Genomic DNA, 25,475 nt, shown 5'->3' with positions numbered 1-25,475 from the left:
GCAGATCGGGCTTCAGCTCAATCGAGCTGCCGTGCCGCGGCGAGCGCGCGCATCACCGCGCGGTTGACCTCGGCCACGCCCAGCATCAGCACCTCGGCGGCGCCGCGGATGTCGTAGACCGAGGCCGACTCCACCGCCCGCACCAGTTCGAGATAGGGGTGATGCGGCCCGGCGCCATCGGCCAGCGCCGAGCGCACCGCCTCGGGCACCGGGATCGAGGCCAGCAACTGGGCGAAGGGCTGGCCCATCATGCGGTCGAGCAGCGAGAACACGCCGCAGATGAAGAGTTCGCTGCGGTGCTCGTCGTCGGCGCCGCTGGCGCGGCCCAGTTCTTCCATCAGCAGGCCGCGGCGCACCGCGGCGAAGATGACCGGGCGCAGGTCGGGGTCGCGGCTGGAGGAGGCCAGCAGCAGCGCCAGCCAGCGCTTGAGCCGCTGGTAGCCCAGGATCATCAGCGCATGCCGGAAGGACGAGATCTCCACCGACAGGCCGAAGGCCGGCGAGTTGATGTAGCGCATCAGCTTGAAGGCCAGCGTGGGGTCGTTGCGCAGCACGGCCTCCATGCGGTCGCCCGATTCCTCGCGGTCGACGCGGTTGATCAGTTCGACGATGGTCTGCATCTGCGGCTGGCCGGCCGCCTTGCTGCGGGAGGCCACGGCGTCGTCGATGGGCCAGCCCAGTACGGCGATGGCGCCGCGGCCGAAGGCCTCGGTCATCTCCACCAGCGTGCGCACGCCGGCCTGCACGTGCGGGATGGTGCGCGACACGCCCCCAGGCGGCGGCAGACCGTCGCGGCGCTCGTCGGCCAGGTCGATGATCGAGTAGGCGAAGCAGGGCAGCACCTCGCGCGGCAGGGGCGCCGTCGGCCGGCCCTTCACGAGCAGCGTATTGCCGCGCTTGTACAGCGTCTGCAGCGCCTCGGAGTGCACCGGGTCGGCGGCCATGAAGGCCGGCACCTCGACCATCAGGTTGGTGGGCAGTTCGGCCTGCATCAGGCCCTGCAGCAGCGACTCTCCGACGATGTTCAGCGACACCCGCCCGGCGTCGGCCGGCCAGGTCTCGCCCAGGGCCTCGAGCAGGTGCACCGCGTCTGGCGTCACGTCCGGGCGCATGGGGAACACGGTCAGGCGCAGCGCCGTGATGGCGCGGTGCTTGTCGATCATCGGCGAGTAGCCGAGGGCCACCTGCCCCAGCACCGGATGGTCGTTCATGCCCACGTGCGTTCTCCCCGAGCCGCTGCGCGGTGCGCGGCGTTCATTTGATGTAGTCGAACAGCGACAGGCGCTGCACCATGGCGTAGGTCTGCAGCGCGGCCTGGTAACTGGTCTGCTGGTTCTGGAAATCGGACACCGCCTGGACCATGTCGAGATCCTCTGCATCGGACTGTACCGACTTCGCCCACAGCGCACGATCCTGGTTGCGCGAATCGATCGAATCCAGGCGCGACAGCGCCGAGCCGGCCACCGATCGCGCGGCCTGCAGGTGGCCCATCACGCCGTCGAGGTCGCGCAGGCCGTTGCTCACCGCCTGCGACACCTCGCCACCGTTGGAGGTGCCGTCCTGCAGCACCGCGATGGCGCGGTCGAGCGCATCGAAGACGTCGAGCCCGGGGGCCGCCGGGTCCAGGGTGAACACGTCGCCGGCCGCCGGCGTGCCGCTGATGTCGAAGCTCATGCCGTCGACGGTGATCGACGCGCCGGAGGTGTAGGGGGCGCCGACGATGGCCGTCGGCGCGCCGTTCTGCAGCACGTCGTAGACCATGACGCCGCCGCCGCTGTCGGAGAAGACGATCTCGTACGGGTCGCCGGTGAGCGCGCCCGGGCTGGTGACGCCACCGGCATCGACCCAGGCCTTGCCGGTGTTGGCCGCGGCCGCGCCGGTGACGAAGACGCCATTGCCGCTGCGCGCACCGAGCCAGATGTTCTCGCCGTCGACGGTGACCGGCATCTGCTCGCTGGCCGAGACCTGCGCCTGGCCCGCGGTGCCGGCGAAGACCACGCCGCCGATGGCGTCGAGGAAGGGCTGCGAGGTGCTGCCCTGGCCGCCGAAGGTGTAGCCGCCGGCGGCGTCGTGCTGGTTGGCCAGCGACAGCAGTTGCCCGCGCATCTGCTGCAGGTGCTTGGCCACGGCGGCGCGCTCGCCCGGCCCGTAGCTGGCGTTGCCGGCGGCCACCATCGACTCGCGGGCCTGCTGCATCACCTCGCCGGCCTGGCCCAGCGCGGCCTCGGCCAGCGCCATCGCGTTGCGGCTCACGTCGACCGAGCGCTGCTCGGCCACCAGGCGCTGCTGCGCGATGTGCGCGCGCTCCGCCCGCGCGGCCGCGGTGGGGTCGTCGCTGGGCCGGTTGACGCGCTTGCCGCTGGCCATCTGCATCTGGGCCTCGCTCAGGTCGGCCTGGCGGCGCTGCAGGCTGTCGACGGTGGTTTCGTAGCGGCTGGCGGTGGAGACTCTCATGGGGGATCAGCGCCTGTTGGAGAACATGGGGGGGCTCAGCGCCCGCCGAGACTGAGCAGCGTGTCGAGCACGCTCTGCGCGGTCTGCAGCATCTTGGCGGCGGCCTGGTAGGCCTGCTGGTACTGGATCAGCTTGGCGGCCTCTTCGTCGAGGTTCACGCCGGTCTCGCTGGACAGGGCCTCGCTGGCACGGGACGCGACGGCGCCGCTGGTGTCGGCCGCGGCGGTGGCGCCCTGCACGCGCACCCCCACCTCGGACAGGGTCTGCGCGTAGGCGTCGGTGAAGCTCTGGCCGTCAACCAGCAGGCGCGCGGCCAGGCCGTCGAAGGCCAGCGCGTTGCCATTGCTCGCCGAAGGGAATGCGGTGGGCGCCAGCGTGAAGACGTCCCCCTGGGCCGGCCGGCCGTCGAGCTTCAGCTCGAAGCCGTTGTAGCTGATGGGCGTGCCCGCGGTCCAGGTGTTCGCGTCCACCACGGCGTTGCCGGCATCGCGCAGTTCGTAGCCGCCCAGGTTGTCGATGAAGTTCAGGGTCAGCGCCTGGTACGCCGCCGCCGGTGCGGCCACGACGGTGAGCGAGGCCACCGACGCCGACCCGGTGTTGGCGATGGCGGCCACGGCCGTCACCGGTGCCGCGGCGGCGATGGCGCGCGGGTTGCCGATCGTCAGCTCCATGCCGGACGCAGCGGCGCTGCTGGGCTTGAGCAGGTAGCGGTCGGACGGCCCCGGCGGCGGCGCGCCGACGGTGATCGAGAACCCGTCGATCACGTCGCCGCTGGCCACCGGCTGGAAGACCTTGTCGTCGGCCAGCCGGGTGACGATGAACATGCCGGCGTTGGCCGGGTCGTTGACCATCGTGTACTCGCTGGCCTTCAGCGCGGTGGCGTCGACGATGGCCAGATCGACGCTGGCGACGAAGGCGCCGGCCACCTTGTCGTTGCTGGCGGCCGGCAGGGCCACCGGGTCGCCGATGCCGAACATGTCGGCGCCGGTGGCGCCGGTCAGGTCGATGCCGAAGGACTGCTGCAGGTTCATCGCCTCGGCCAGCCCGGCGGCCATCTGGCCGAGCCGGTTGCGGGCCTCGACGAGGTCGTCGTCCTGGAAAGCCATCAGCCCGGCCAGCGAGCCGCCGGACAGCGACCCGGCGTCGAGCGGTGATTCCTGCCCGCCCACCAGCATGCCCAGCGACGAGCGGGTGGGGTCGTACTCGTTCCGTGCGGCCACCAAGTGGTTGGCGCTGCCGCCCAGCACCAGGCTCTGGCCGCCGCCGACGAACAGGCTCATGCTGCCGTCGCTGGAGGTGAAGGTGTGCACCTCGATCTTCTCGGCGATCTGGCTGACCAGGTGATCGCGCGCATCGAGCAGGTCGTTCGGGGTGCTGCCCGAGCCCATCGCGTCGATGATGCGCAGGTTCAGGCCGGCCACCTCGTCGGCCAGCGTGTTGACCTCGCGCACCGAGTTCTCGACGTCGCTGCGCACGTTGGCCTGCACCACGTCGATCTGGTCGCTGTACGAGCGCATCATCGACGCCAGGTCTTCGCCGCGGGCCAGCACGGCCTGCCGGGCCGACAGGTCGGCGGGCGAGGCGGCCAGGTCGTTGAAGGCATTGAACAGCTGCGTGGCGGCATGGCCCACGCCCGCCTCGCCGGTGCCGAAGACCTTCTCCAGCTGCTGCAGCATGTCCAGCCGCACGCCGTCGGCGGCCGCGCCCGCGCGCGCCGATTCGGCCCGCTGGGTGAGGAACATGTTGGTCGCCCGCGTCACCGTCTGCACGGTGACGCCGCGGCCGAAGTAGCCCGACCCCGTGAACTGGCCTTCGGTCGCGGCCTGCAGCGTCTGCTGGCGCGAGTAGCCCGGCGTGTTCACGTTGGCGATGTTGTGGCCGATCGTGTTCAGCTGCGCGTACGCGGCGAACATGGCCCGTGTGCCCAGCGACATCAGCATCGACATGGTTCAGCCTCCCTGTGGCCCGAGCGTCAGCTCTGGCTGCGCTGCAGCCGCAGCGTGGTGTTGATGACCCGCGACAGCTTGTCGGCATAGGCCGGGTCGGTTGCGTAACCCGCGCGCTGCAGGCCCTGCGCGAAGCCCTTGGCGTCGGCGCCGGCGGCCACCACGCCCTGGTAGCGGGGGCTGTCCTTCATCAGCTTCGCATAGTCGGCAAACGACTCGGCGTGGCTGCCGTAGGCGCGGAAGCGCTGCACCACCTTCTGTGCCTTGCCGCCGACGTACTCGGTGGTCATGACCTCGGCCACCGCGCCCTTCCAGCTGGCACCGGCCTTGATGCCGAAGAGGTTGTTCGACGGCGTGCCGTCGGATGCGGTGATTTCCTTGCGGCCCCAGCCGGTTTCCAGCGCCGCCTGCGACAGCATGAAGGTGGCCGGGATGCCGGTGGCCTGCTCGGCCGCCTTGGCCGCGGCGCCGTGCTGGTCGATGAAGCCGGCCGCGCTCTTCTCGGGGATCTTCGGCGTGCTGCCGGGCGTGGACACCAGCGGCAGGCTGCGGTTGGCCGGCGTGGTCGACGGGATCGGCCCGGGCGACAAGCCCATCTGCCGCTCGAGCTGCCGCGCGATGACGTCCGACAGGCCGCCGGGCAGCCCGGCCATCTTGGTGGCCAGCTGCGAATCGAGCATCTCGGTGCCGAGCTTGGTGGCCTCGTTGTCGGTGAGGCCCGAGTTCATGGTCGTGGCCCGCATGCTCTTCATGATCTCCTGCATGAAGAGCGATTCGAACTGCCTGGCCGCCTCGCGCACAGCGGCCTTCGGGTCCTTGGCGGCACTGTGCCGCAGGCTGTCCAGGCCGCGCACGTCGCCGGCCAGGCCGCTGTTCTGTCGCTGCAGTGAAATGTTGGCCATGGTCAGATCACCTCGATCTCGGCCTTCAGCGCCCCGGCGGCCTTCATGGCCTGCAGGATGGCGAGCAGGTCCTGCGGCGTCGCACCCAGCGAATTGAGCGCCTTGACCACGTCGGACAGCTTGGCCGCGGCCGGCAGCTGGATCAGCGCCCCGCCCTGCTGCTGGATGGTGATGTCGGCCTTCTCGCTGACCACCGTCTGCCCGCCCTGCGACAGCGGCGAGGGCTGGCTGATCACCGGCATGGCGTTGATCGTCACCGACAGCGCCCCGTGGGCCACCGCACAGTCGGCCAGGGTCACCGCCTCGTTGACCACCACCGAACCGGTGCGGGCGTTGAGCACGATGCGGGCCGCCGGCTTGGCCAGCGTCACCGGCAGGTTCTCGAGGTCGGCGATGAAGCCCACGCGCTCGGACTCGTCTGCCGGCAGCCTGACCTTGACGACGCGGCCATCCATGGCCTGCGCCGTGCCGGCGCCCTTCGATTCGTTGATCGCGCCGGCCACCGCGCGGGCGGTGGCGAAATCGTTGGCGTTGACGTCGAGTTGCAGCACGCCGTCTTCGCCCAGCGAGGTGGCCACCACCTCCTCGACCATCGCGCCTTCGGGCACGCGGCCCGCGGCGAGGTGGTTGATCTGCACCTTGGAGCCACCGGCCGAGGCGCCCGCGCCGCCGACGATCAGGTTGCCCTGCGCGATGGCGTAGACGCGGCCGTCGGCGCCGCGCAGCGGCGTGGACAGCAGCATCCCGCCGCGCAGGCTCTTGGCGTTGCCGGCCGACGAGACATTGACGTCGATGCGCTGGCCGCGCTGCGCGAAGGCCGGCAGCTCGGCCGTCACCACCACCGCGGCCAGGTTCTTCGGCTGCATCGTCACGCCGGGCGGCAGCGCGATGCCGTTCTTCTCGAGGAAGGCGGCCAAGGCCTGCGGCGTGAAGGGCGACTGGGTCGACTGGTCGCCCGTGCCGTCCAGGCCGAACACCAGCCCGAAGCCGGTGAGCTGGTTGGCACGCACACCCTGCACGCTGGCCACCTCCTTGATGCGGGCGGCCTGCACCGGCCACCACACGGCGGCGCTGGCCAGCACCGCCGTGCCCAGCACCAGCCATCGCACCAGGCGTTCGCTGCGGGGCACGATCGGGGACGGGCGGCCCGGGGGGGTTGTGGTCATGGTCAGATGGGCATCATGTTGAGGAAGAAGCGGGCCAGCCAGCCCATCGACTGCGCCTCGGCCTGCTGGCCGCGGCCGCGCTGTTCGATGCGCACGTTGGCCACCTGCGTGCTTTGCACGTTGTTGCCCGGCGCGATGGCGCGCGGATCGACCTGGCCCGAGAAGCGCAGCACATCGACGTTGGCGTTGACGCCGATCTGCTTCTCGCCGGAGATCACCAGGTGCCCGTTGGGCAGCACCTGCACCACGGTGGCGGTGATCGTGCCGGAGAAGTCGTTGCTGTTCTCGGTGGTGCCCTTGCCCTCGAAGTTGTTGCTCTGGTTGCCGCCGGCGGCGGCCTTGCCGAACGAGTTGCTCTTGAACAGCGGCAGCGCGGTCAGCGCCGCATCCACCGTGGCTGCCTTCTCCACCTTGCTGGTCGAGCGCTGCACCGCGCTCACCTTCTCGGCGATCTGCACGGTGAGCGTGTCGCCCACCAGGCGGGCGCGGTAGTCCTCGAACAGCGGGCGGTAGCGCTCGGGCTGGTAGATGGCGCCGTTGGCCGACTTGGCCCGCGGCATCACCGTGGGCACGCCGATGGCGCTGGTGGGCTGCACCAGTTCCACCTCGGGCAGGCGGCTCATCGACTGGCAGCCGCCCAGCAGGGCGAGGGCGGCCAGCGCGGCGAAACACATCGATCCGGTCATGACGGGTCTCGTGGCATCACAGCTGCGCCAGGCGCGAGAGCATCTGGTCGGCCGTGCTGATGGCCTTGGAGTTGATCTCGTAGGCGCGCTGCGTCTGGATCATCGCCACCAGTTCCTCGACCACGTTGACGTTGCTGGTCTCGACGAAGCCCTGCGACAGCAGGCCCAGCCCGTTGGTGCCGGGGGCACCGCCGGCGGGCGTGCCGGACGACGCGGTCTCGCTGAACAGGTTCTCGCCGCGCGGCTCGAGGCCGGCGGGGTTGATGAAGCCGGCCAGCTGGATCTGGCCCAGCACCTGCGGCGCGGTCTGGCCGGGCAGCATCACCTGCACCGTGCCGTCGGACGAGACGGTGAGCGACTCGGGGTCGGCATTGGCCGGGATGGTGATGCCGGGCTGCACCAGGTAGCCGCCGTTGGTCACCAACTGGCCCTGCGAGTTGCGCTGGAAGGCGCCGTCGCGGGTGTAGGCCACGGTACCGTCGGGCATCTGCACCTGGAAGAAGCCGGTGCCCTTGACGGCCATGTCGAGCTTGCTGCCGGTCTGCTGCAGCGCGCCCTGCGTGAAGTTGCGCGACATCGCCACCGAGCGCACGCCCAGGCCCATCTGCAGGCCGGTGGGCAACGCCGTCTGCTCGGAGGTGTTGGCCCCCGACTGGCGCAGGTTCTGGTACATCAGGTCCTCGAACACGGCGTGGCCGCGCTTGAAGCCGTTGGTGGCGGTGTTGGCGAGGTTGTGCGAGATGGCGTCCAGCTGCGTCTGCTGGGCCTCCATCCCGGTCTTCGATATCCACAGCGAGCGGATCATGGCCGCACTCCTGGCAGTTGATGCGTCGATGATCGAACCAACTGAAGCCCGCCCATGAAGCGAAAAGCGCCGCAGGAGCGGCGCTTCTCTGGCGTGCGGGGCGCGCGATCAGGACTGGTTGGACAGCAGCCGGGTGGCCGACTGCTCCTTCTCCTGCTCGGTCTGCAGCAGCTTCATCTGCTGCTCGAACTGGCGCGCCGCGCTGATCATGGCCACCATCGACTCGACCGGGCTGACATTGCTGCCCTCGAGCGCTCCGTCCTGCACGCGCGCGGTGGCGTCGGCGGGCAGGTCTTCGGCCGCGCGGAACAGGCCGTCGGTGCCGCGGTTCAGCGGCGCCTCGGGCGTCACCAGCTTGAGCCGGCCGATGCCCTGTGGCCGGCCGTTGCCCACCTTGGCGCTGATGCCGCCGTCGGCGGCGATCAGCACCTCGGCATTGGCCGGCACGGTGATGGGGCCGCCGTCGCCGACGACGGTCAGGCCGTTCTTCGTCACCAGCAGGCCCTCGGCGTTGACGTCCAGCGCACCGGCCCGGGTGTAGGCCTCGGTGCCGTCGAGTGCCTGCACGGCGAGCCAGGCGTTGCCCTTCATCGCCACGTCGAGGTTGCGGCCGGTGGCCGCCACCGGGCCCGGATCGGGGTTGTAGCCGGGCGTGGATTCCAGCGCATAGACCCGCGTGCTGGCGCCGTCGCCGAGCACCGGCACGGCGCGGAAGGCCGTGAGCTCGGCGCGGAAGCCCGTGGTCGAGGCATTGGCCAGGTTGTGCGCGAGCACCTCCTGGCGCTGCATCGTGGCCTTGGCACCGGCCATCGACAGGTAGATGAGGCGGTCCATGCGGGGCGGTCCGGTGGCGTGTCAGCGATCGTCGGCCGGGCCGGCGTCAGCGCAGGTTGACCAGCGTCTGCAGCACCTGGTCCTCGGTCTTGATGGTCTGCGCGTTGGCCTGGTACGAGCGCTGCGCGACGATCATGTTGACCAGCTCGGCGGTGAGGTCAACGTTCGATTCCTCCAGCGCACCCGACTGCACGCTGCCGATGTTGCCCTGGCCCGGCGCGCCGACGATCGGATCGCCTGAGGCAAAGCTGGACGCCCAGCCGTTGCCGCCCAGCGGCTGCAGGCCCTGCGGGTTGCGGAAGGTGGCCAGCACCACCTGGCCGGCATTGGTGCTCTCGCCGTTGGAGTACTGGGCCTTGATGACGCCGGTCTTGTCGATGTTGATGCCGGTGAGCTGACCGGGCGCGTAGCCGTTCTGCGCCAGGTCGGTCACCGAGAAGCCGCTGCCGAAGTGCGTGGACTTGGAGAAGTCGATCGTGATCGGATCGATCGGGATGGAATTGCCGCCGTCCGGCAGCGGCACCGACTGGATGCCGCCCGGAATGGTGAACGGCGCGTTCGGCGGCGGGTTCACCAGCGTGGTGCCGGCCACGTCGTATTCCAGGCCGGTGACCAGGGCGGTGGCCGGGTTTGCCGGGTCCGGCCAGTTCTTGCCGTTGGCCGTGGCGTAGACGTCGTAGGTGTTGTCGCCGGTGCGCTGGAAGTACATCGTCAGCGCCACCTCCTGGCCCTTGACGTCGTAGACGCGGATCGAGGTGGCCCTGTTGTAGGTGTCCGGGTCCTGGAAGTCGATGGCCACCGCGCCAGCCGGGCTCTTGATCTTCTCGCGCGAATCGAGGTTGTACTCCAGCCGCACCTCCGAGGTGGCCAGCGGCGCCACGCCGGCGGTGGGCAGCTTGAGCGCCTGCACCGTCGACGGGATGATCAGGCCATCGGAGTTGGCCGCGTAGCCCAGCAGCTTGTGGCCGGCAGCGTTGACGACATTGCCGTCCTTGTCGACCTGGAACTGGCCGTTGCGCGAGTACACGCTGGTGCCGTTGTTGTCGAGCTGGAAGAAGCCGTTGCCGTTGATGGCCATGTCCAGCGTGCTCTGCGTCGTCGTGATGTTGCCCTGCGAGAACTGCTGCACCACGCCGGTCAGGTTGACCCCGATGCCGATGCCGTTGCTGCCGCTGCCGTTCATCGACGTGGCGTAGAGGTCCGCAAACTCCGCCCGCGAGGACTTGTTGCCGTAGGTGTTGGCATTGGCGATGTTGTTGCCGATGACGCCGAGGTTCTTGGACGTGGTGTTGAGTCCGGAGAGTCCTTGCTGGAAGGCCATGGTGGGCTCCTTGTGTGGGTCGAAACGGGGTCGTGTGGGATGGGCAGGCGCGTCAGGACACGGCCTTGACGTCGCTGTACTTGACGTTGCCGCTGCGCAGCAGCTCGACGGTAAGCTGGCCGGCCTCGGTATGCACGGCCTGCACGCGGTCGGCCATCAGCCGCGTGCTGGTCACCGGCTGGGCGCCGTTCAGTGCGCTCACTTCGAAAGTCAGCCCGACGGCCTTCGGGTCGGGCGCGGTCCAGTCGAAGGTGTGTCGGCCGGCGGGCAGCTGGCCCAGGTCGATGGTGTCGATGACCTTGCCGCCGGCGTCCTTGACGCTGACCACCACGTTGCGCGCCGAGCCGTTGAGGTCGAAGCCGCCGGTGGTGGCACCCTCGGCACCCGGCACCAGTTGCTTGCCGGCCACCAGCACGTCCTTGCCGACCAGCGCGGCGCCCTCGAGCGACTGCATCTGCAGCAGCAGGCCGTTCATGTCGCCGACCGACGCGGCCAGCTTGTCGATGCCGCTGACGGTGCTGATCTGCGCCATCTGCGTGGTGATCTGCGCGTTGTCCATCGGGTTCAGCGGATCCTGGTTCTTCATCTGCGTGACCAGCAGCGTGAGGAAGCGGTCGCTCTGCTCCTGCGCCGACTTGCTGGCCGAAGCGGCGGTGGACTTGTCGCCGTTGGTGGCGGTACTGAAGGCCGCGAACGGCGAGGCAGGCGTGGTGGGAGTGGGGGTGGTGGCGGTGACGGCCATGGCGGTGTCCGATCAGCAGGGCTCAGGACTGGCCCAGTTGCAGGGTCTTGAGCAGCAGGCTCTTGGCCGTGTTCATGACTTCGATGTTGTTCTGGTACGAGCGCGAGGCCGAGATCATGTTGACCATCTCCTCCACCGGGTTGACGTTGCTGTAGGTGACATAGCCCTGCGCGTCGGCGGCCGGGTGCTTGGGGTCGTGCACGCGCCGGCCGGGGGTCTGGTCCTCGATGACGTTGGACACGCGCACCCCGGCCGCGCCCACCTCGCCCATCAGGGTGGTCTGGAACACCACCTGCCGCGCCTTGTAGGCCTGGCCGTCGGGCCCGGCCACGGTGTCGGCATTGGCCAGGTTGGAGGCCACGGTGCTGAGCCGCTGGCTCTGCGCACTGGCGGCGCTGCCGGAGACGTCGAAGATCTTGAGCATCGTCATGGCGATCAACCCTGGTTGTGGCTCTTCATGGCGTCGAGCATCGAGCGCACGCTGCCGTTGATGAAGCGCAGCGTGGCCTCGTACTTAACGGCGTTGTCGGCAAAGCTGTTGCGCTCGCGGTCGAGGTCGACGGTGTTGCGGTCGACGCTGTCCTGCGCGTGGCTGGCGTACAGCAGGTCGGGTTCGTCGCGGGCGCCGGCCGCCAGGGCCATGTGCCCGGCCTGCGTGGTGGCCATCGCGCCGTCCACGCGCTGCGCGCCGGTGGCCTCGCGCAGCGCACGGGCGAAATCCATGTCGCGGGCCACGTAGCCCGGGGTGTCGGCGTTGGCGATGTTGCTGGCGATCAGGCGCTGCCGCTCGGCCCGCAGCACGAGGGCATTGGCCTGGAAATCGAGCGCTTGGGTCAGTCGTTGCATCGCGGCACCTCTGCCAGGGGGCCATGGCGGCATGGTCCCGGTGTTCGGGATTGTGGGCAGGGCCTGCCGCGAACATGAGCGCGAACAAGGGGACCATTGCCGGTCATTTCGAACCACCGGGCCGGGCCCCGCCCGGACACCATGTCGACCATGACCCCCGTCCGTCCCCCTGCCCCGTCCGAACTGCGCGATGCCGCGCTCGGCGCCGTGCTGTGCCTGCTGGCCAAGGCCGCGGTGCTGGGCCTGCTGACGCTGTCGGCGCCCGCCGTGCTGACCGCGCCGGTGGAACCTGCCAACGCCAGCGCCGCCCTCGATCCCACCCTGGCCGGCCAGTTGCAGCGCCTGGCGCGCGAATCGGCCGGCGCCAGCTGGGGCCCCACCCAGGCACCGGCGCGCATCGAGGTCGAGGTCGGCCAGCTCGATCCGCGCCTCACGCTGGCCCCCTGCCAGCGCATCGAACCCTACCTGCCGGCCGGCACGCGCCTGCTGGGCCGCAGCCGCATGGGCCTGCGCTGCCTGCAGGGGCCGACGCGCTGGAACGTCTCGATCCCGGTGACGGTGAAGGTGATCGCCCGCTCGCTGGTGACCAGCACCTCGCTGCCCGCCGGCACCGTGCTGCGCGTGCACCACCTGGCCGAGGCCGAGGTGGACCTCGCGGCCAGCCCCGATCCGGCCCTTGGCGACGCCGATGCCATCGTCGGCCGCACCTTGGCCCGGCCACTGGCCGCGGGCGAGGCGGTGCGCCGCGGCGACCTCAAGCCACGCCAGTGGTTCGCCGCCGGCGATGCCGTGCGCATCGTCGCGCAGGGCGCGGGCTTTGCCGTCAGCGCCGACGGCCAGGCCATGGGCCCGGGCTTCGAGGGCCAGCCGGCGCGGGTGCGCACCGAATCGGGCCGCATCCTCACCGGCATGCCGGCCGGCGACCGCCGCGTGGAGGTGCCGCTGTGACGCAGGGACGCCACGCCGGGCGCCTCGAGACCGACGGCCCGATCCCCGGAACCGGGGGTTCGGTGCATTTACATCTGGAAAGCACTAAAGTCGCGCTCCGGAGCGGCCGATACACCGAGCATGTCGCAAGGGTTTGGTCAGGCGACCCGCCCCGCTGGAGTCCATCATGAAGATCGGTCAATTCGAAAACAAGGCTGCGGTCGGTCCGGCAGTCACTGAGCGCAAGTCCACCTCGGCGCCCGCCGGGACAGGAGCAGAGCCCAGTGCCAAGGTCGAACTGTCGAGCACGGCGCTCATGGGCGCGGGGGGCGGCGATGCCGTCTTCGACGCCGAGAAGGTCAAGCGCATCGCCGACGCGATACGCGACGGCAAGTACGAAATCGACGCGGACGCGATCGCCGACAAGCTGATCGCCAACGCCCAGGAACTGCTCAGCCCCGGCCGCAAGGCCTGACGCCACCATGGCCCCTCCTGCCAAGTCCATTGCCTCGTCCACCGCCGGTTCGCCGTCGTCACGCACCGTGGAACTGGAGCAGGTCGTCCAGCACGTCGAGCAGGGGCTGGTGTCCCTGGCCGACGCCCTGCGCGAGCGCGATGGCGCGGCCATCGAACACGAAGCCGGTGAACTGCACCGGGCCCTGGCCAATGCCGTCCAGTGCTTCATGCACGTGGCCGAGCACGGCGGCGTGCCCGAACCGCTGCGGCGCCGCCTGGCCCGCGCCAGTGCCACGGTGGCCCGCCAGCGCGAAAGCCTGGCCCGTGCCACGGCCGCCCTGGACCGCGCCATCGACGTGCTGATGCCCGCGCCGCACGTGTCGGCCGGCCTGTACGCGTCGAACGGCCTGCAGTCGTCGTCCACGCGCGGCGGCATGCTGCGCGCCTGACGGTCCGTCGCCGCGGCACCTGGCCAGCGGTCGCGGCCCGCGTGCCTCGGTCTGCACGCTCAGCCTCACAGTCCTCGCCCCACAGGGCTGGCAGGGCATCTCGACCCGATACCTTCGGACCGGATGCCCACATGGCCGTTGCCCGTGCGAAATGCCACACAAGGCCCCGGAGCGGCGCCTGCAAGGGCGGTACCGCCCCCTGATCGCGGGGGCACACTGCCGCCACCTGAACACATTCAGGCACAGGCGTTTCATTCGCTGACCCCGCCCAGGGGCCGGCACCGGACAAGGTTTCGCGTTGGGATCGCAGCACCTCTCGAGCGCCGCCAGGGCCGGTCGGGCCGACACCGGTCCCGACGACCCCGCAGGCGCGCGCCGGGCGCCCCGCCGCTTGCGCCCGGGCCTGCGGCCCGGACCGACCGCTGAAACCCAGCCGTTCGCCCTCGACACCAGCCCGGACTCGGGTCTGCCCGCCACGCCGACCGAGCGGCCTTCGGCCTGGTGGCCGGGCCTGCTGGGCCTGTCGGCCCTGCTGGCGCTGATCGCCGCCTGGCGATTGCTGCCGGTGCTCGTCGACGGCGCGGTCGGCGGGGCCCAGCGCGCCGCGCTGTGGCAGGGCTTGGCCGCCGGCGCCGGCTGTCTGGCCGCCCTGGCGCTGGCCGTGGCCTGGCAATGGCGTCGCCAGCGGCAAGCCGGACAGGCGCTGCGCGACACCGCCCACCACCTGCGGCGCGGCGCCTGGGAATCGGCAGTGGACATCCTGCGCCGGCCGGCCCGGCGGCAGATGCCCTCGGCCTTCGCCGACCTGGCCGAGCAGGTCGAGGGCGTCATGGGCGAATCCGACCGCCGCTGGCGTGCCCGGGCCGAGCTGTCGTCCGACTGGTTCTGGGAGACCGACGAGTACGGCCGGTTGTCGTCGATGTCGGCCGATGCGCCGATCATCAAGCCCGCCGGGCGGGCCCTGGGCGACGTGCTGGGCCGGCGCCACGACCAACTCGACTTTCTGCAGGCGCCAGAGGGCGGCTGGGACGCCTTCCACGCCCGCATGGGCCGGCGCGAGACCTTCCGCCATGTCGAGGTGCAGGTCGCCGGCATGGCCGGGCGCGCCCACGGCTGGGTGGCCCTGTCGGGGCGGCCGCGCTGGCGGCGCGATGGCCACTTCGGCGGCTACGAGGGCGTGGGCAGCGACGTCACCGAGCCCAAGCAGGCCTACCAGCGACTGAAGGACAGCGAGCAGCGGCATGCGGTGATGGCCGGGCTGTCGTCCGACTGGTACTGGTCGACCGATGCGCAGCACCGCTGCCCGGCGCCCGATGCCGAACAGTTGCGCCGCTTCGGCTCGCTGGCCCACCGCTGCACCGGGCAGACGCTCTGGGAGGCCTACCCCGACGCGATTTCGGCGCCGCAATGGCAATCGCACCGCGAGGACCTCGACGCGCGGCGTCCCTTCCGCGCGCTCGAGTTCCCCATGCGGCGCGACGACGGCCGCATCGTCTGGATTTCACTGGCGGGGGCGCCGCGGCACGACGAGGACGGCCACTTCGTCGGCTATCACGGCGTGGGACGCGACATCTCGCTGCGCAAGGCGGCCGAGTCGATGCTCGTCAAGCACAACCAGGAACTGCAGCATGCGGTGGCCTCCCGCACGCGCGAGCTGCAACTGGCCAACCACGACCTGGACGATTTCGCGCGCCACCTCGCGCACGAGCTGCGCACGCCGATCGGCGAAGTCCAGGGGCTGGCCAACCTGCTCACCCTGAAGCTGGGCGAGCGGCTGGGCACCGACGACCGCCAGCTGCTCGATCTGCAGCGCCGCGCGGCCACCACCATGCTCGGCACGCTGGAAGCCCTGCTCGACCTGGCGCGCTCATCGACCGAGGGCATCGAACGGCACGAGGTGGACGTGAGCGCCCTGACGCAGCGGGTGATCGGCGAGCTGCCACCGATCGAGCGCGTGGCGCCGGTTCAGTGGCAGGTGCAGCCGGGCCTGGTGGCCTGGGCCAGTGCGTCGCAGTTGCGCATCGTGCTGCACAACCTGCTGGGCAATGCCGCCAAGTTCACCCGCCACACCGAACGGCCCTGGGTGCGCGTGGACGGTGGGCGCGACGCCGCGGGCCTGCTGACGCTGGCGGTGGAGGACAACGGGGCCGGTTTCGACGAAGACCTGGCCGAGCGGCTCTTCAAGCCCTTCCAGCGCCTGCACCGGCAGGACGAATACCACGGCACCGGCCTCGGACTGACCATCGTCCAGCGCATCGTGCAGCGGCACGGCGGCCGCATCTCGGCGACGGGCCGGCCCGGGCGGGGCGCCCGGTTCGAGTTCACGCTGAGCCAGCGCCACCGCTGACGCGCCCGGTCGCCCGGTGCGGTTCAGCGCACGGGGATCACCACTCTCGCAGCTTGCTGCGCAGCCGGGCGATGGACTGGCTGTGCAGCTGGCACACCCGGCTCTCGGTGACCTTCAGCACGGCGGCGATTTCCTTCAGGTTCAGGTCGTGCTCGTAGTACATGCTCATCACGTACTGCTCGCGCTCGGGCAGGTTCTTGATGGCCTCGACCAGCGCCTCGCGCATGCGCAGGTCCTTCAGCATGGCCAGCGGGTTGGCGGTCTCGTCGACCACGTGGCGGTCGAGGTAGTCGTCGTCGCCGTCGTCGCCGGTCATGTCTTCCAGGTAGACCAGCTGCGTGCCGCGCACCTTGCCCAGCAGTTCCTGGTAGGCGACGAGCGTGAGGCCCATCTCCTTGGCGATCTCGCTCTCGTGCGGGGCCCGGCCCAGGCGCTGCTCGAGGCGGTGCACCGCGGCCTCGATCGAGCGCTGGTGTCGGCGGTCGCCGCGGCTCATCCAGTCGGTGCCGCGCAGCTCGTCGAGCATGGCGCCGCGGATGCGCTGGGTGGCGAAGGTCTCGAACTGCACGCCCTGCTCCTTGTCGAAGCGGCTCAGCGCGTCGGACAGGCCGATCATGCCGACCTGGATCAGGTCGTCGAGTTCGACATTGGCCGGCAGCTTCGCGATCATCTGGTGCGCCAGGCGGCGCACCAGCGGGCTGTACTGCTTGAGCATCGCGTTGGCGTCGAGTCTGCCTTTGGCGGTGTACATGGGGTGGCTCCGGAGAGAGGTCAATTCGCTTCACCGGCGTGCAGGCCGGGCCGGATTCGGCCGGGCGGTCGCTGCAAGGGGGTGCAGGGCTCGTCGCCGGTCAGCTGCGCGGCAGCCAGGCGACAGATGCCGGGATCGGGCGGCTCGCCGTCGCCGCGCGACGGATCGGCCACGGCCCATTCGCCGAGCGCGGCCCCGAGGAAGCGGTCGGCGCAGCCGGTCAGGCGCTCGGCGATGCGCGCCATGCGCTGCCGGGTGCCGTCCGAGGTGAGCAGCAGGTCGAAGGCCATCACGCCCAGGCGCTGCGTCAGCAGCTTCATCGAGGCGTAGGCATGGGTCAGGCTTTCGGGCTGGTCGCTGGCCAGCAGCACCGGCCTGGGCGTGCGGCCGGCGAACATCCGCGCCAGATCGGAGGCGCTGGCGTGCACCAGCACCACGTCGGCGCGCGGCACGGCTTCGCCCAGCGCGGCCAGGAAGCCGGCGGTCGAACCGCGGGCGTCGAGCCAGCGCATCGGCAGGCCGCGCGCGGCGATGAAGGACACGCTGGCCGACAGTGGCTCGATGCAGGCCGACAGGTCGATGCTGGCCAGTTCGTGCGCGGGCGAGGCGGTGTCGGCGGCGTCGACCACCAGGGTGTGCAGCTGGCGCTCGGCGAAGGCGGCGCACAGCCGCTCCATCCCCACGCCGCCATAGGCCGCGTAGGGGTTGTGCGCCAGCTGCACGAAGCGCCGCCGGGTCGCCGCGAACATGCGGCGCAGGCCATGGGCCTGGTCGCGCGGGGCGGCGGCGTGGGACGGGGAGGATCGCATGGGGTCTCGCGGTGCGGGGTGGTGGGCGTTCAGGCGCGAGCGACCGACGCGGCAGCCGACGGTTGCACGGCGTGGCGGCCGGCGAACAACAGGTTCACCTCGCCGGCGTCGAGCCGCCACGAGGAGCTGCCGCCGCCGCGCATGGCGCGCTGCACCAGGGCCTGGGCCGACAGGCGGTGCCAGTCCTCGGGCACGCGCTGGCCATTGGCCACGCCGATGACCTTGCACTTGTGGCGGATGAGCGCATCGAGCGCGGGGCCGAGCTTCACGGCCTCGTCGAGCTTGGAGACGATCACGCCGCGGCAGGCGGCGGCGCCGTAAGCCACCATCACGTCTTCCACCGTCTCGCCTTGGGCCGCGGCATTGATGACCAGCAGCTTCTGGATCGAGGGGTGCGAGAGCATCTCGAGCAGCTCGCGGGTGCGGGTGTCGCGCTGGGCCATGCCGGCGGTGTCGATGAGCACCATCTTCTTGCCGGCCAGCAGCTCCAGCAGGTCTTCCAGCGAGGCGCGATCGTGCGCGGTGTGCACCGGCACGCCGAGGATGCGGCCGTAGGTGCGCAGCTGCTCGTGGGCGGCCACGCGGTAGGCGTCCAGCGTGATCAGGCCCAGCTGCGCGGCGCCGTGGCGGGCCGCGAAGGCCGCGGCGATCTTGGCCGTGCTGGTGGTCTTGCCCACGCCGGTGGAGCCGATCAGGGCGAACACGCCGCCGCAGTCCTCGAGCGCGATCTCGTGCTCGTCGGTGAGCACGTTGCGCTCCAGCACCGAGGCGGCCCAGGCCATCTCGTCGCTCACTTCGGCCGGCAGGCCCTGCACGATCTTGCGGATCAGCGCCGGCGACAGGCCGGTGTCCAGCAGCTTCTGCGCCAGTTCGGCCTGGCGCGGGTTGCGCTGCAGCTTCTCCATGAAGGCCAGCATGCCGAAGCGCTCTTCGATCAGGCTCTTCATCGCCCGCAGTTCGCCGATCATCTCGCTGTGGTCGCGCTGTGCGGCGACACCGGCGCTGCGCTTGGTGTCAGCCTCGGCCAGGCGGATCTCCTCGCGCAGCACCGGCAGTTCGCGGCGCGGCGTGGCGCCCATGCGCGCCGGCGCGGGCTCGGCCTGGCGGGCCGGCAGCGACGCCGCCCCCGCGGGCCGATCGCCGCGCGTGGTGGCGGCCAGGTCGAGCTCGACCTGGCGGCGCTTGAGCATGCGCTCGCGCACGTAGTCCTGGAAGGTGAGCGTGCTCATGCCCAGGGTCTGCACGTCGTCGTCGACGGCCTGCTCGGTCGGCCGCTGCGGCGCGCGCTGGGCGGCCTGGGCCTGGGCGTGGGCCTGGCGCAGGCCCGGCACTTCCTCGCGCAGCGTGGGCACGGCCTTGGTCGAGGCCCGCACCAGCGTGGTCTGCGCCGCCGCCGCTTCGAGCTGCTGCATGCCGTCGGGCGCCATGGCCAGCACCTCGACCCCATCGGCACCGGGCCGAGTGGACAGCACCACGGCGTCGTCGCCGAGCGCGCTGCGCACCAGGGCCAGGGCCTCACGCGAGGTTTTCGCGGTGAATCGCTTGACGTTCATGTCGTACTTCCGATGATCGATCCGATGCGGATCGAGTGGGTCTCAGGGATCTCGCTGTGGCCCAGCACCTTCAGGCGCGGGGCGGCGCGGCGCAGCAGGCGGGCCATCGGCGCGCGGATCAGGTCCGGCACCAGCAGGCAGGCCGGCTGGCCCAGGTCTTCCTGGCGGCGGGCGGTGTTGGCCGCCTCGCGGGTGAGCGTGTCGGCCACACCGGGGTCCAGCGCCGCGCCGTGTGGCGAGGTCAGGGCCTGGGTGACGAGGCGCTCGAGTTCGGGTTCGAGCGCAATGACGTCCAGTTCGCGCTGCGGGCCGTAGATCTGCTGCACGATCACCGGGGCCAGGTGGATGCGGATGCGCTTGGCCAGTTCGCCGGGGTCGGTCACCGTGGCGGCGAACTCGGCGACGCACTCGACGATCGAGCGCATGTCGCGGATGTGCACCCCTTCTTCCAGCAGCAGCTGGAGGACCTTCTGGATGGTGGAGATGCCGACCATTTTGGGGATCACGTCTTCGATGAGCTTGGGGGCGAGTTTGGTGACGTGCTCGACGAGTTGCTGGGTCTCCACCCGGCCCAGCAACCTGGCCGCATTCACCTGCATCAAGTGTGAAAGGTGGGTGGCCACGACGGTCGAGCAATCAACCACCGTAAATCCATTCATTTGGGCCAGCTCCCGCTGGCGCTCTTCGATCCACGTGGCGGGCAGTCCGAAGGCCGGGTCGACGGTCTCGGCGCCGGGCAGCTTCACCGTCGCGCCGCCGGGGTTGATGGCCAGGAACATGCCCGGGAAGGCCTCGCCCTCGCCCACCACCGCGCCGCGCAGCATCACGCGGTAGACGCTGGGCTTCAGCTCGAGGTTGTCGCGGATGTGCACCGGCGGCGGCAGGAAGCCCACCTCCTGCGCGAACTTCTTGCGCACGCCCTTGATGCGGCCGAGCAGGTCGCCCGAGCGCGAGGCATCGACCAGCGCGATGAGCCGGTAGCCCACCTCCAGGCCCAGCGTGTCGACCGGCTGCAGGTCGTCCCAGCTGGCCTCGGCATTGGCCGCCGGTTGCTGCGCCTCGGCAGAGGGCATGGGCTTTTCCGCCGCGCGCTGGGCGCGCCGCCCCAGCCACCAGGCCAGCCAGGCCACCGCGCCGGCGATGAGCAGGAAGATGACATGCGGCATGCCCGGGATGGTGCCCAGCGCGCCGATGATGCCGGCGGTGATGGCCAGCGCCTTGGGGCTGCCGAAGACCTGCGTGCGGATCTGGCTGCCGATGTCGGATTCCTTGCCGACGCGCGACACCACCATCGCCGCGGCCACCGACACCAGCAGCGCCGGGATCTGCGCCACCAGCGCGTCGCCGACGGCCAGCAGGATGTACGACTTGGCCGCCGCCGCCACCGACAGGTTGTGGTCGACCATGCCGATGATCAGGCCGCCGATGATGTTGATGAACAGGATCAGGATGCCGGCCACCGCGTCGCCGCGGACGAACTTGCTGGCACCGTCCATGGCGCCGAAGAACTCGGCCTCCTCGCCCACTTCGAGGCGGCGGCGCTTGGCCTCCTTCTCGTCGATCAGGCCGGCGTTGAGGTCGGCGTCGATGGCCATCTGCTTGCCGGGCATCGCATCCAGGGTGAAGCGCGCGCCGACCTCGGCGATGCGCTCGGCGCCCTTGGTGACGACGATGAAGTTGATGACCACCAGGATGGCGAAGACGATCAGGCCGACGGCGAAGTTGCCGCCGATCAGGAAGTGGCCGAAGCTCTCGATCACCTTGCCCGCGGCGCCGGTGCCGTTGTGGCCTTCTAGCAGCACCACGCGGGTGGAGGCCACGTTGAGCGACAGGCGCAGCAGCGTGGTGACCAGGATCACGGTCGGGAAGGCGGCGAAGTCCAGCGGCCGCAGCATGTGCGCGGCCACCAGCATGACCATCAGCGCCAGCGTGATGTTGAAGGTGAACAGCACGTCCAGCGCCAGCGCCGGCAGTGGCAGCACCATCATGCCCAGCACCATGACGATGAACAGCGGCGCCATCAGCGCGCGCAGCACGCCGGCCCGCGGGCCCACCATGGCCTGCAGTTGCGCCAGGATCAGGCGTGGGTTCATGCGCCGGCCCCTTCATGCTTCAGGTGCGGGTCCATGTCCGGCGGCACGTCGAGCTCGGGCAGCGCGTTCGGCCAGGCGCCGCGGCCGTCCAGCGCCGCGCGCAGCTGGTACACGTAGGCCAGCACCTGCGCCACGGCGGCAAACAGCCGGGCCGGCACCTCCTGGTCGAGTTCGGTGTGGGCGTACAGCGCACGGGCCAGCGCGGGTGCCTGCAGCACTGGCACCTTGGCCTCGCGGGCGATGTCGCGGATGCGCAGCGCGATCAGGTCGGCACCCTTGGCCACCACCTTCGGCGCGGCCATCTTGCCGTCCTCGTACTTCAGCGCCACGGCGTAGTGGGTGGGGTTCATCACCACCAGGTCGGCGCCGGGCACCGCGGCCATCATGCGGCGCTGCGCCATCTCGCGCATGCGGGCGCGCAGCTTGGCCTTGACCTCGACGTTGCCCTCGGAATCCTTCTGTTCCTGCTTGACTTCCTGCACGCTCATCTTCAGGCGGCGGGCGTGCATGGCGCGCTGCAGCGGCACGTCGATCATCGCGGACACGCCCAGGGCCAGCGCCATCAGGCCCAGGCCGCCGATCAGCGCCTGCCCGGTGTGGGCCAGGGCCACCGGCAGCGACATGGTCAGCGCGTCGTGGAAGTCCTGCAGGTGCGAGGCCAGGTAGGTGGCGCCGATGGCACCGACCACCAGCGCCAGCACGCAGGACTTGACGAGGTTGCCCAGGTGGTCGCGCGAGACCATGCGGCCCAGCCCGGCCAGCGGGTCGAGGTGGCTGAACTTCGGTGCCAGCGGCTTGAAGGTGAAGTTCCAGCCGCCCGACAGCACGCCCGCGCCCACGGCCAGAAGCGTGACCACCGCACCCATCGGCACGACGATGCCCAGGAAGGCCATCACCAGGTCGCCCAGGCGCTGCAACATGCCCTCGGCGCCCTGCAGGTCGTGCGCGTCGAAGCGCAGGCCGGCGCGAAGGATGTCCTGCGTCGCGTCCAGCAGCCAGGGCATGGCCGCCAGCAGCACCGCACCGCCACCGCCGACGACCCCCAGGTGCGCCAGGTCGCGCGAGCGCGCCACCTGCCCGTCTTCACGGGCCTTGCGGAGCTTGCGTTCCGAGGCGGGTAGGTTGCGGTCTTGTGCGTCGGCCATGGTGTGGTGGAACCCTCCCCAGGATGGTGCCCGTCGGCCGCGCAACGGTTGTCCGGATAAGGCGGCGAAAACGACGGGTCATCGGTGCCAGGTGACCTTGCCGACCCGGGCATCCTGGCGACATGGCGACGGATCGACCCGCGCCCGCCCGCACTTGTGACGAAACGCACGCGCCATCTCCAACCCGCCGCGCCGATTCAAGTTCCCGGGTGCGGACCCGATATCCCGTCGAAGGTTGATCGAAAGGCCTGTCCCGTGGCGTCGCGCAGTCGGCGCCGGCCGGGCCCGACGACCGCCACCGGATATCCCGACCCGACAGACGCACGCACTTAAGGACCACGTCCATGGCTTCCATCGTTCTTGGCTTGACGACCACGCAGATCGAAGGCCTCACCTCGGCCTCGATCGCCGGCATGACCACGCAGGACTGGGCGGCGTTCTCGACGGCTCAGATCGTGGCCCTGACCACGGCGCAGATGCCCTACATCTCCACTGCGGGTCTGCGCGTGCTCGGCACCAGTTCGGTGGCCGCGCTCGAGACCAGCGACCTGGCGATGCTGGGCTCGTCGCAGGTGCGCGCGCTCAGCACCACCGGCATCACCGCCCTGACCACCACGCAGGTGGCCGCGCTGGGCAGCAGCCAGGTGGCGGCGCTGACGAGTGCGCAGTTGCGGGCGATGGAGACCACGGACCTGGCCGCCGTCGAGACCACCGACCTGGCGGCCCTGTCCACGGCCCAGGTGCTGGCACTGACGAGCACGCAGGTCGGCGCGCTCGGCACCACGCAGCTGTCCAACCTGACCACCGCGCAGGTGCGGGCACTGGCCACCGCGCAGCTGTCCGCGCTGGGCACGACGAGCCTCGACTCGCTGACCACCTCGCAGTTCGCCGCGCTGGGCACCGGCCAGCTGGCCAGCCTGGGCACCACGCAGGTCGCCGCGCTGGAGACCAGTGACCTGGCCGCGCTGGACACGCGCCAGGTGCGCGCACTCACCAGCAGCCAGATCGGCGCGCTGGGCACCACCCAGGTCGCCAACCTCGGCACCACCCAGGTGGCCGCACTGACCACCGCGCAGATCGCCGCGCTCGGCACGACCAACCTCAATGCACTGGGCACGACGCAGTTCGCGTCGCTGACCACCGGCCAGATCGCTGCGCTGGGCACGTCCCAGGCCGCCGCGATGGAGACCGCCGACCTCTATGCGCTGGGCACCAGCCAGATCCGCGGCCTGCAGAGTTCCGAGATCGCCGCGCTGGGCACCACGCAGGTGGCCAGCCTCGAATCGAGCCAGGTGGCCGCGCTGACCACCGGCCAGGTGCGCGCGCTGGGCACCACCGCCGTCGCCGCCCTCGAAACCACCGACCTCGCCGCCATGGGCACTGCGCAGGTGCGCGCCTTCACCACCTCGCAGGTGGCGGCGCTGGGCACCACGCAACTGTCCAACCTGGGCACCACGCAGATCACGGCGCTGGACACGGCGCAGATCGGCAGCCTGGGCACCACCGCGCTGAACTCGCTGACGACGACACAGTTCTCGTCGCTCACCACCAGCCAGATCGCCGCGCTGTCGACCACGCAGACCGTCAACCTCGAGACCGCCGACCTGTATGCGCTGACCAGCAGCCAGGTGCGCAGCCTGCAGACCAATGACGTGGCCGCGCTCGGCACGACGCAGATCGCCGCCTTCGAGTCGAGCCAGATCGCCGCGCTCGGCACCGGCCAGGTGCGCGCGCTGGGCACCACCGCCATCGCCGCCATCGAGACCACCGACCTCGCCGCGATGGGCACCGCCCAGGTACGAGCGCTGGGCACCTCTCAGCTCGGCGCGCTGGGCACCACGCAGGTCTCCAACCTCACGACCACGCAAGTTGCCGCGCTGGGCACCGGCCAGATCGGCGGTCTCGGCACCAGCAGCCTCAACGCCCTGACAACCACGCAGGTCGCGGCGCTGACCACCGGCCAGATCGGCGCACTGACCACCACGCAGGTGGCCAATCTCGAAACCGCCGACCTCTACGCGCTGACCACCAGCCAGGTGCGCGGCCTGCAGACGGCCGACCTGGCCGTGCTGGGCACGACGCAGATCGCCGCCTTCGAATCCAGCCAGATCGCCGCGCTGTCCACCGGCCAGCTGCGCTCACTGTCCACCACCGCGGTGGCCGCCATCGAGACCACCGACCTGGCCGCGCTGACCACCGTGCAGGTGGCCGCGCTGATGACCTCGCAGATCGCCGCGCTGGGCACCACGCAGCTGTCCAACCTGACGACCACGCAGCTCACCGCGCTGACCTCGGCGCAGATCGGCAGCCTGGGCACCAGCAGCCTGAATGCGCTGGGCACCACCCAGTTCTCGGCCCTGACCANACGCGCTGACCACCAGCCAGGTGCGCGGCCTGCAGACGGCCGACCTGGCCGTGCTGGGCACCACGCAGATCGCGGCCTTCGAATCGAGCCAGATCGCCGCGCTGACCACCACCCAGGTGCGCTCGCTGTCCACCACCGCCATCGCTGCGCTGGAGACCACCGACCTGGCCGCCATGGGCACCGCGCAGATCGCCGCGATGACCACCGCGCAGGTCTTCGCGCTCAGCACCACCCAGTTGTCGAACCTGACCAGCAGCCAGATGGCCGGCCTGACCACGGCCGAGGTGGCCGCGCTCGGCACCACCAGCCTGAACTCGCTGGGCACCACCCAGTTCTCGGGGCTGACCACGGCGCAGGTCGCCGCGCTGACCACCACCCAGGTCGCCAACCTCGAGACCACCGACCTCGCCGCGCTGACCAGCTCGCAGATGCGCGCGCTGCAGACGGCCGACCTCGCGGTGCTGGGCACCACGCAGATCGCCAACCTGGGCACGACGCAGATCGGCGCGCTGACGACCAGCCAGCTGCGCTCGCTGTCGACCACGGCCATCGCCGCCATCGAGACCGCCGACCTCGCCGCCCTGGCCACCGGCCAGGTGGCCGCGCTGACGACCTCGCAGATCGCCGCGCTGAGCACCACGCAGCTGTCCAACCTGGGCACCACGCAGATGGTGGCGCTGACTTCGGGCCAGATCGCCAGCCTGGGCACCAGCAGCCTCAACTCGCTGGGCACCACGCAGTTCACTGCGCTGACCACCAGCCAGATCGCCGCGCTGACCACCACGCAGGTGCAGAACCTCGAGACCGCCGACCTCTACGCGCTGACCACCAGCCAGATCCGCGGCCTGCAGACGGCCGACCTGGCGGTGCTGGGCACC

Annotated in this window: 21 protein-coding genes and 2 pseudogenes; 6 read left to right on the top strand and 17 right to left on the bottom strand. The window is 70.7% G+C overall.

Annotation, left to right across the window (positions count from 1 at the left end; genetic code table 11):
* Positions 1–17 precede the first annotated feature (17 nt).
* The 12 genes from EOINJALH_RS27125 to flgB form a co-directional block, all read right to left on the bottom strand.
* A complete protein-coding gene (locus tag EOINJALH_RS27125) occupies positions 18–1,211 on the bottom strand; it encodes an EAL and HDOD domain-containing protein (protein ID WP_088286115.1) in 1,194 nt (397 codons plus the stop codon).
* A gap of 43 nt (positions 1,212–1,254) precedes the next feature.
* Positions 1,255–2,454: a flagellar hook-associated protein FlgL gene (gene flgL / locus EOINJALH_RS27120; RefSeq protein ID WP_088286113.1), complete on the bottom strand. Its 1,200-nt coding sequence runs from the start codon at positions 2,452–2,454 to the stop codon at positions 1,255–1,257.
* 35 nt (positions 2,455–2,489) lie between these two features.
* Positions 2,490–4,400, bottom strand: a complete 1,911-nt coding sequence (gene flgK, locus EOINJALH_RS27115; RefSeq protein WP_088286111.1) for a flagellar hook-associated protein FlgK — start codon at positions 4,398–4,400, stop codon at positions 2,490–2,492.
* Between the two features lie 26 nt (positions 4,401–4,426).
* Positions 4,427–5,302 (bottom strand): flagellar assembly peptidoglycan hydrolase FlgJ, encoded by an 876-nt coding sequence (flgJ, locus tag EOINJALH_RS27110; protein WP_199873486.1) that lies wholly within the window; start codon positions 5,300–5,302, stop codon positions 4,427–4,429.
* Between the two features lie 2 nt (positions 5,303–5,304).
* The gene (locus tag EOINJALH_RS27105) at positions 5,305–6,468 is read right to left on the bottom strand and encodes a flagellar basal body P-ring protein FlgI (protein ID WP_088286109.1); all 1,164 of its coding nucleotides are present in this window, start codon (positions 6,466–6,468) and stop codon (positions 5,305–5,307) included.
* A 2-nt stretch (positions 6,469–6,470) separates the two neighbouring features.
* Entirely contained in the window at positions 6,471–7,154 is a 684-nt protein-coding gene (locus tag EOINJALH_RS27100) for a flagellar basal body L-ring protein FlgH (protein ID WP_088286106.1), read from the bottom strand.
* Between the two features lie 16 nt (positions 7,155–7,170).
* On the bottom strand, positions 7,171–7,959 hold the full coding sequence (flgG, locus tag EOINJALH_RS27095; protein WP_088286103.1) for a flagellar basal-body rod protein FlgG: 789 nt from the start codon (positions 7,957–7,959) through the stop codon (positions 7,171–7,173).
* Positions 7,960–8,067: 108 nt separating this feature from the next.
* On the bottom strand, positions 8,068–8,793 hold the full coding sequence (flgF, locus tag EOINJALH_RS27090; protein ID WP_088286100.1) for a flagellar basal-body rod protein FlgF: 726 nt from the start codon (positions 8,791–8,793) through the stop codon (positions 8,068–8,070).
* 46 nt (positions 8,794–8,839) lie between these two features.
* On the bottom strand, positions 8,840–10,114 hold the full coding sequence (flgE, locus tag EOINJALH_RS27085; protein WP_088286098.1) for a flagellar hook protein FlgE: 1,275 nt from the start codon (positions 10,112–10,114) through the stop codon (positions 8,840–8,842).
* A gap of 52 nt (positions 10,115–10,166) precedes the next feature.
* Positions 10,167–10,856, bottom strand: coding sequence for a flagellar hook assembly protein FlgD (locus EOINJALH_RS27080; protein ID WP_088286096.1), 690 nt, complete (start codon positions 10,854–10,856; stop codon positions 10,167–10,169).
* Between the two features lie 22 nt (positions 10,857–10,878).
* Positions 10,879–11,286: a flagellar basal body rod protein FlgC gene (gene flgC, locus EOINJALH_RS27075; protein ID WP_088286094.1), complete on the bottom strand. Its 408-nt coding sequence runs from the start codon at positions 11,284–11,286 to the stop codon at positions 10,879–10,881.
* A gap of 5 nt (positions 11,287–11,291) precedes the next feature.
* Positions 11,292–11,702, bottom strand: coding sequence for a flagellar basal body rod protein FlgB (flgB, locus tag EOINJALH_RS27070; RefSeq protein ID WP_088286092.1), 411 nt, complete (start codon positions 11,700–11,702; stop codon positions 11,292–11,294).
* Between the two features lie 150 nt (positions 11,703–11,852).
* On the opposite strand from flgB, the gene flgA reads away from it, so the two are divergent.
* The 4 genes from flgA (at position 11,853) to EOINJALH_RS27050 (ending at position 15,881) form a co-directional block, all read left to right on the top strand.
* Positions 11,853–12,650 carry a flagellar basal body P-ring formation chaperone FlgA gene (flgA, locus tag EOINJALH_RS27065; protein WP_088286414.1) on the top strand — a complete coding sequence of 266 codons (798 nt, stop codon included), beginning with the start codon at positions 11,853–11,855 and terminating at the stop codon, positions 12,648–12,650.
* A gap of 166 nt (positions 12,651–12,816) precedes the next feature.
* A complete protein-coding gene (flgM, locus tag EOINJALH_RS27060; protein ID WP_088286090.1) occupies positions 12,817–13,104 on the top strand; it encodes a flagellar biosynthesis anti-sigma factor FlgM in 288 nt (95 codons plus the stop codon).
* 7 nt (positions 13,105–13,111) lie between these two features.
* Positions 13,112–13,534, top strand: a complete 423-nt coding sequence (locus EOINJALH_RS27055; protein ID WP_234414062.1) for a hypothetical protein — start codon at positions 13,112–13,114, stop codon at positions 13,532–13,534.
* A gap of 391 nt (positions 13,535–13,925) precedes the next feature.
* Positions 13,926–15,881: an ATP-binding protein gene (locus tag EOINJALH_RS27050; protein ID WP_088286088.1), complete on the top strand. Its 1,956-nt coding sequence runs from the start codon at positions 13,926–13,928 to the stop codon at positions 15,879–15,881.
* 37 nt (positions 15,882–15,918) lie between these two features.
* Here the strand turns inward: EOINJALH_RS27050 and EOINJALH_RS27045 are convergent, their stop codons facing one another.
* Genes EOINJALH_RS27045 through flhB form a run of 5 tightly spaced genes read right to left on the bottom strand, consistent with a single transcriptional unit; the run spans position 15,919 to position 22,232 of the window.
* On the bottom strand, positions 15,919–16,632 hold the full coding sequence (locus EOINJALH_RS27045; RefSeq protein ID WP_088286086.1) for an RNA polymerase sigma factor FliA: 714 nt from the start codon (positions 16,630–16,632) through the stop codon (positions 15,919–15,921).
* A gap of 20 nt (positions 16,633–16,652) precedes the next feature.
* Positions 16,653–17,441, bottom strand: a complete 789-nt coding sequence (locus tag EOINJALH_RS27040; RefSeq protein WP_088286084.1) for a flagellar biosynthesis protein — start codon at positions 17,439–17,441, stop codon at positions 16,653–16,655.
* A gap of 29 nt (positions 17,442–17,470) precedes the next feature.
* Positions 17,471–18,994 (bottom strand): flagellar biosynthesis protein FlhF, encoded by a 1,524-nt coding sequence (flhF, locus tag EOINJALH_RS27035; RefSeq protein WP_088286082.1) that lies wholly within the window; start codon positions 18,992–18,994, stop codon positions 17,471–17,473.
* Positions 18,991–21,087, bottom strand: a complete 2,097-nt coding sequence (flhA, locus tag EOINJALH_RS27030) for a flagellar biosynthesis protein FlhA (protein WP_088286080.1) — start codon at positions 21,085–21,087, stop codon at positions 18,991–18,993. The genes flhF and flhA overlap by 4 nt, the downstream gene beginning before the upstream one ends.
* Complete coding sequence (flhB, locus tag EOINJALH_RS27025) at positions 21,084–22,232, bottom strand: flagellar biosynthesis protein FlhB (protein ID WP_088286078.1); 1,149 nt, start codon at positions 22,230–22,232, stop codon at positions 21,084–21,086. Before flhB ends, flhA begins: the two co-directional genes overlap by 4 nt.
* A gap of 344 nt (positions 22,233–22,576) precedes the next feature.
* Between flhB and EOINJALH_RS33560 the strand changes: the two are divergent.
* Both EOINJALH_RS33560 and EOINJALH_RS33555 read left to right on the top strand, forming a co-directional pair.
* Positions 22,577–24,596, top strand: a pseudogene (locus EOINJALH_RS33560) (beta strand repeat-containing protein); the annotation flags it as partial.
* Between the two features lie 21 nt (positions 24,597–24,617).
* Positions 24,618–25,475: pseudogene (locus tag EOINJALH_RS33555) on the top strand (heme utilization protein); the annotation flags it as partial.

The organism is Ideonella sp. A 288, from assembly GCF_002198735.1.
GTDB lineage: Bacteria > Pseudomonadota > Gammaproteobacteria > Burkholderiales > Burkholderiaceae_C > Pseudaquabacterium.
The sequence above is the reverse complement of the archived record's forward strand: the minus strand, read 5'-3'. Positions and strand labels throughout refer to the sequence as shown.

Coding starts and splice junctions, on each gene's coding strand:
- flgE (WP_088286098.1), bottom strand. CDS start 10,114: ATGGCCTTCCAGCAAGGACTCTCCGGACTCAACACCACGTCCAAGAAC.
- flgM (WP_088286090.1), top strand. CDS start 12,817: ATGAAGATCGGTCAATTCGAAAACAAGGCTGCGGTCGGTCCGGCAGTC.
- flgF (WP_088286100.1), bottom strand. CDS start 8,793: ATGGACCGCCTCATCTACCTGTCGATGGCCGGTGCCAAGGCCACGATG.
- EOINJALH_RS27040 (WP_088286084.1), bottom strand. CDS start 17,441: ATGCGATCCTCCCCGTCCCACGCCGCCGCCCCGCGCGACCAGGCCCAT.
- flgG (WP_088286103.1), bottom strand. CDS start 7,959: ATGATCCGCTCGCTGTGGATATCGAAGACCGGGATGGAGGCCCAGCAG.
- flhF (WP_088286082.1), bottom strand. CDS start 18,994: ATGAACGTCAAGCGATTCACCGCGAAAACCTCGCGTGAGGCCCTGGCC.
- flhA (WP_088286080.1), bottom strand. CDS start 21,087: ATGAACCCACGCCTGATCCTGGCGCAACTGCAGGCCATGGTGGGCCCG.
- EOINJALH_RS27080 (WP_088286096.1), bottom strand. CDS start 10,856: ATGGCCGTCACCGCCACCACCCCCACTCCCACCACGCCTGCCTCGCCG.
- flgB (WP_088286092.1), bottom strand. CDS start 11,702: ATGCAACGACTGACCCAAGCGCTCGATTTCCAGGCCAATGCCCTCGTG.
- flgK (WP_088286111.1), bottom strand. CDS start 4,400: ATGTCGATGCTGATGTCGCTGGGCACACGGGCCATGTTCGCCGCGTAC.
- flgC (WP_088286094.1), bottom strand. CDS start 11,286: ATGACGATGCTCAAGATCTTCGACGTCTCCGGCAGCGCCGCCAGTGCG.
- flgL (WP_088286113.1), bottom strand. CDS start 2,454: ATGAGAGTCTCCACCGCCAGCCGCTACGAAACCACCGTCGACAGCCTG.
- flgA (WP_088286414.1), top strand. CDS start 11,853: ATGACCCCCGTCCGTCCCCCTGCCCCGTCCGAACTGCGCGATGCCGCG.
- EOINJALH_RS27045 (WP_088286086.1), bottom strand. CDS start 16,632: ATGTACACCGCCAAAGGCAGACTCGACGCCAACGCGATGCTCAAGCAG.
- EOINJALH_RS27125 (WP_088286115.1), bottom strand. CDS start 1,211: ATGAACGACCATCCGGTGCTGGGGCAGGTGGCCCTCGGCTACTCGCCG.
- flgJ (WP_199873486.1), bottom strand. CDS start 5,302: ATGGCCAACATTTCACTGCAGCGACAGAACAGCGGCCTGGCCGGCGAC.
- flhB (WP_088286078.1), bottom strand. CDS start 22,232: ATGGCCGACGCACAAGACCGCAACCTACCCGCCTCGGAACGCAAGCTC.
- EOINJALH_RS27100 (WP_088286106.1), bottom strand. CDS start 7,154: ATGACCGGATCGATGTGTTTCGCCGCGCTGGCCGCCCTCGCCCTGCTG.
- EOINJALH_RS27055 (WP_234414062.1), top strand. CDS start 13,112: ATGGCCCCTCCTGCCAAGTCCATTGCCTCGTCCACCGCCGGTTCGCCG.
- EOINJALH_RS27105 (WP_088286109.1), bottom strand. CDS start 6,468: ATGACCACAACCCCCCCGGGCCGCCCGTCCCCGATCGTGCCCCGCAGC.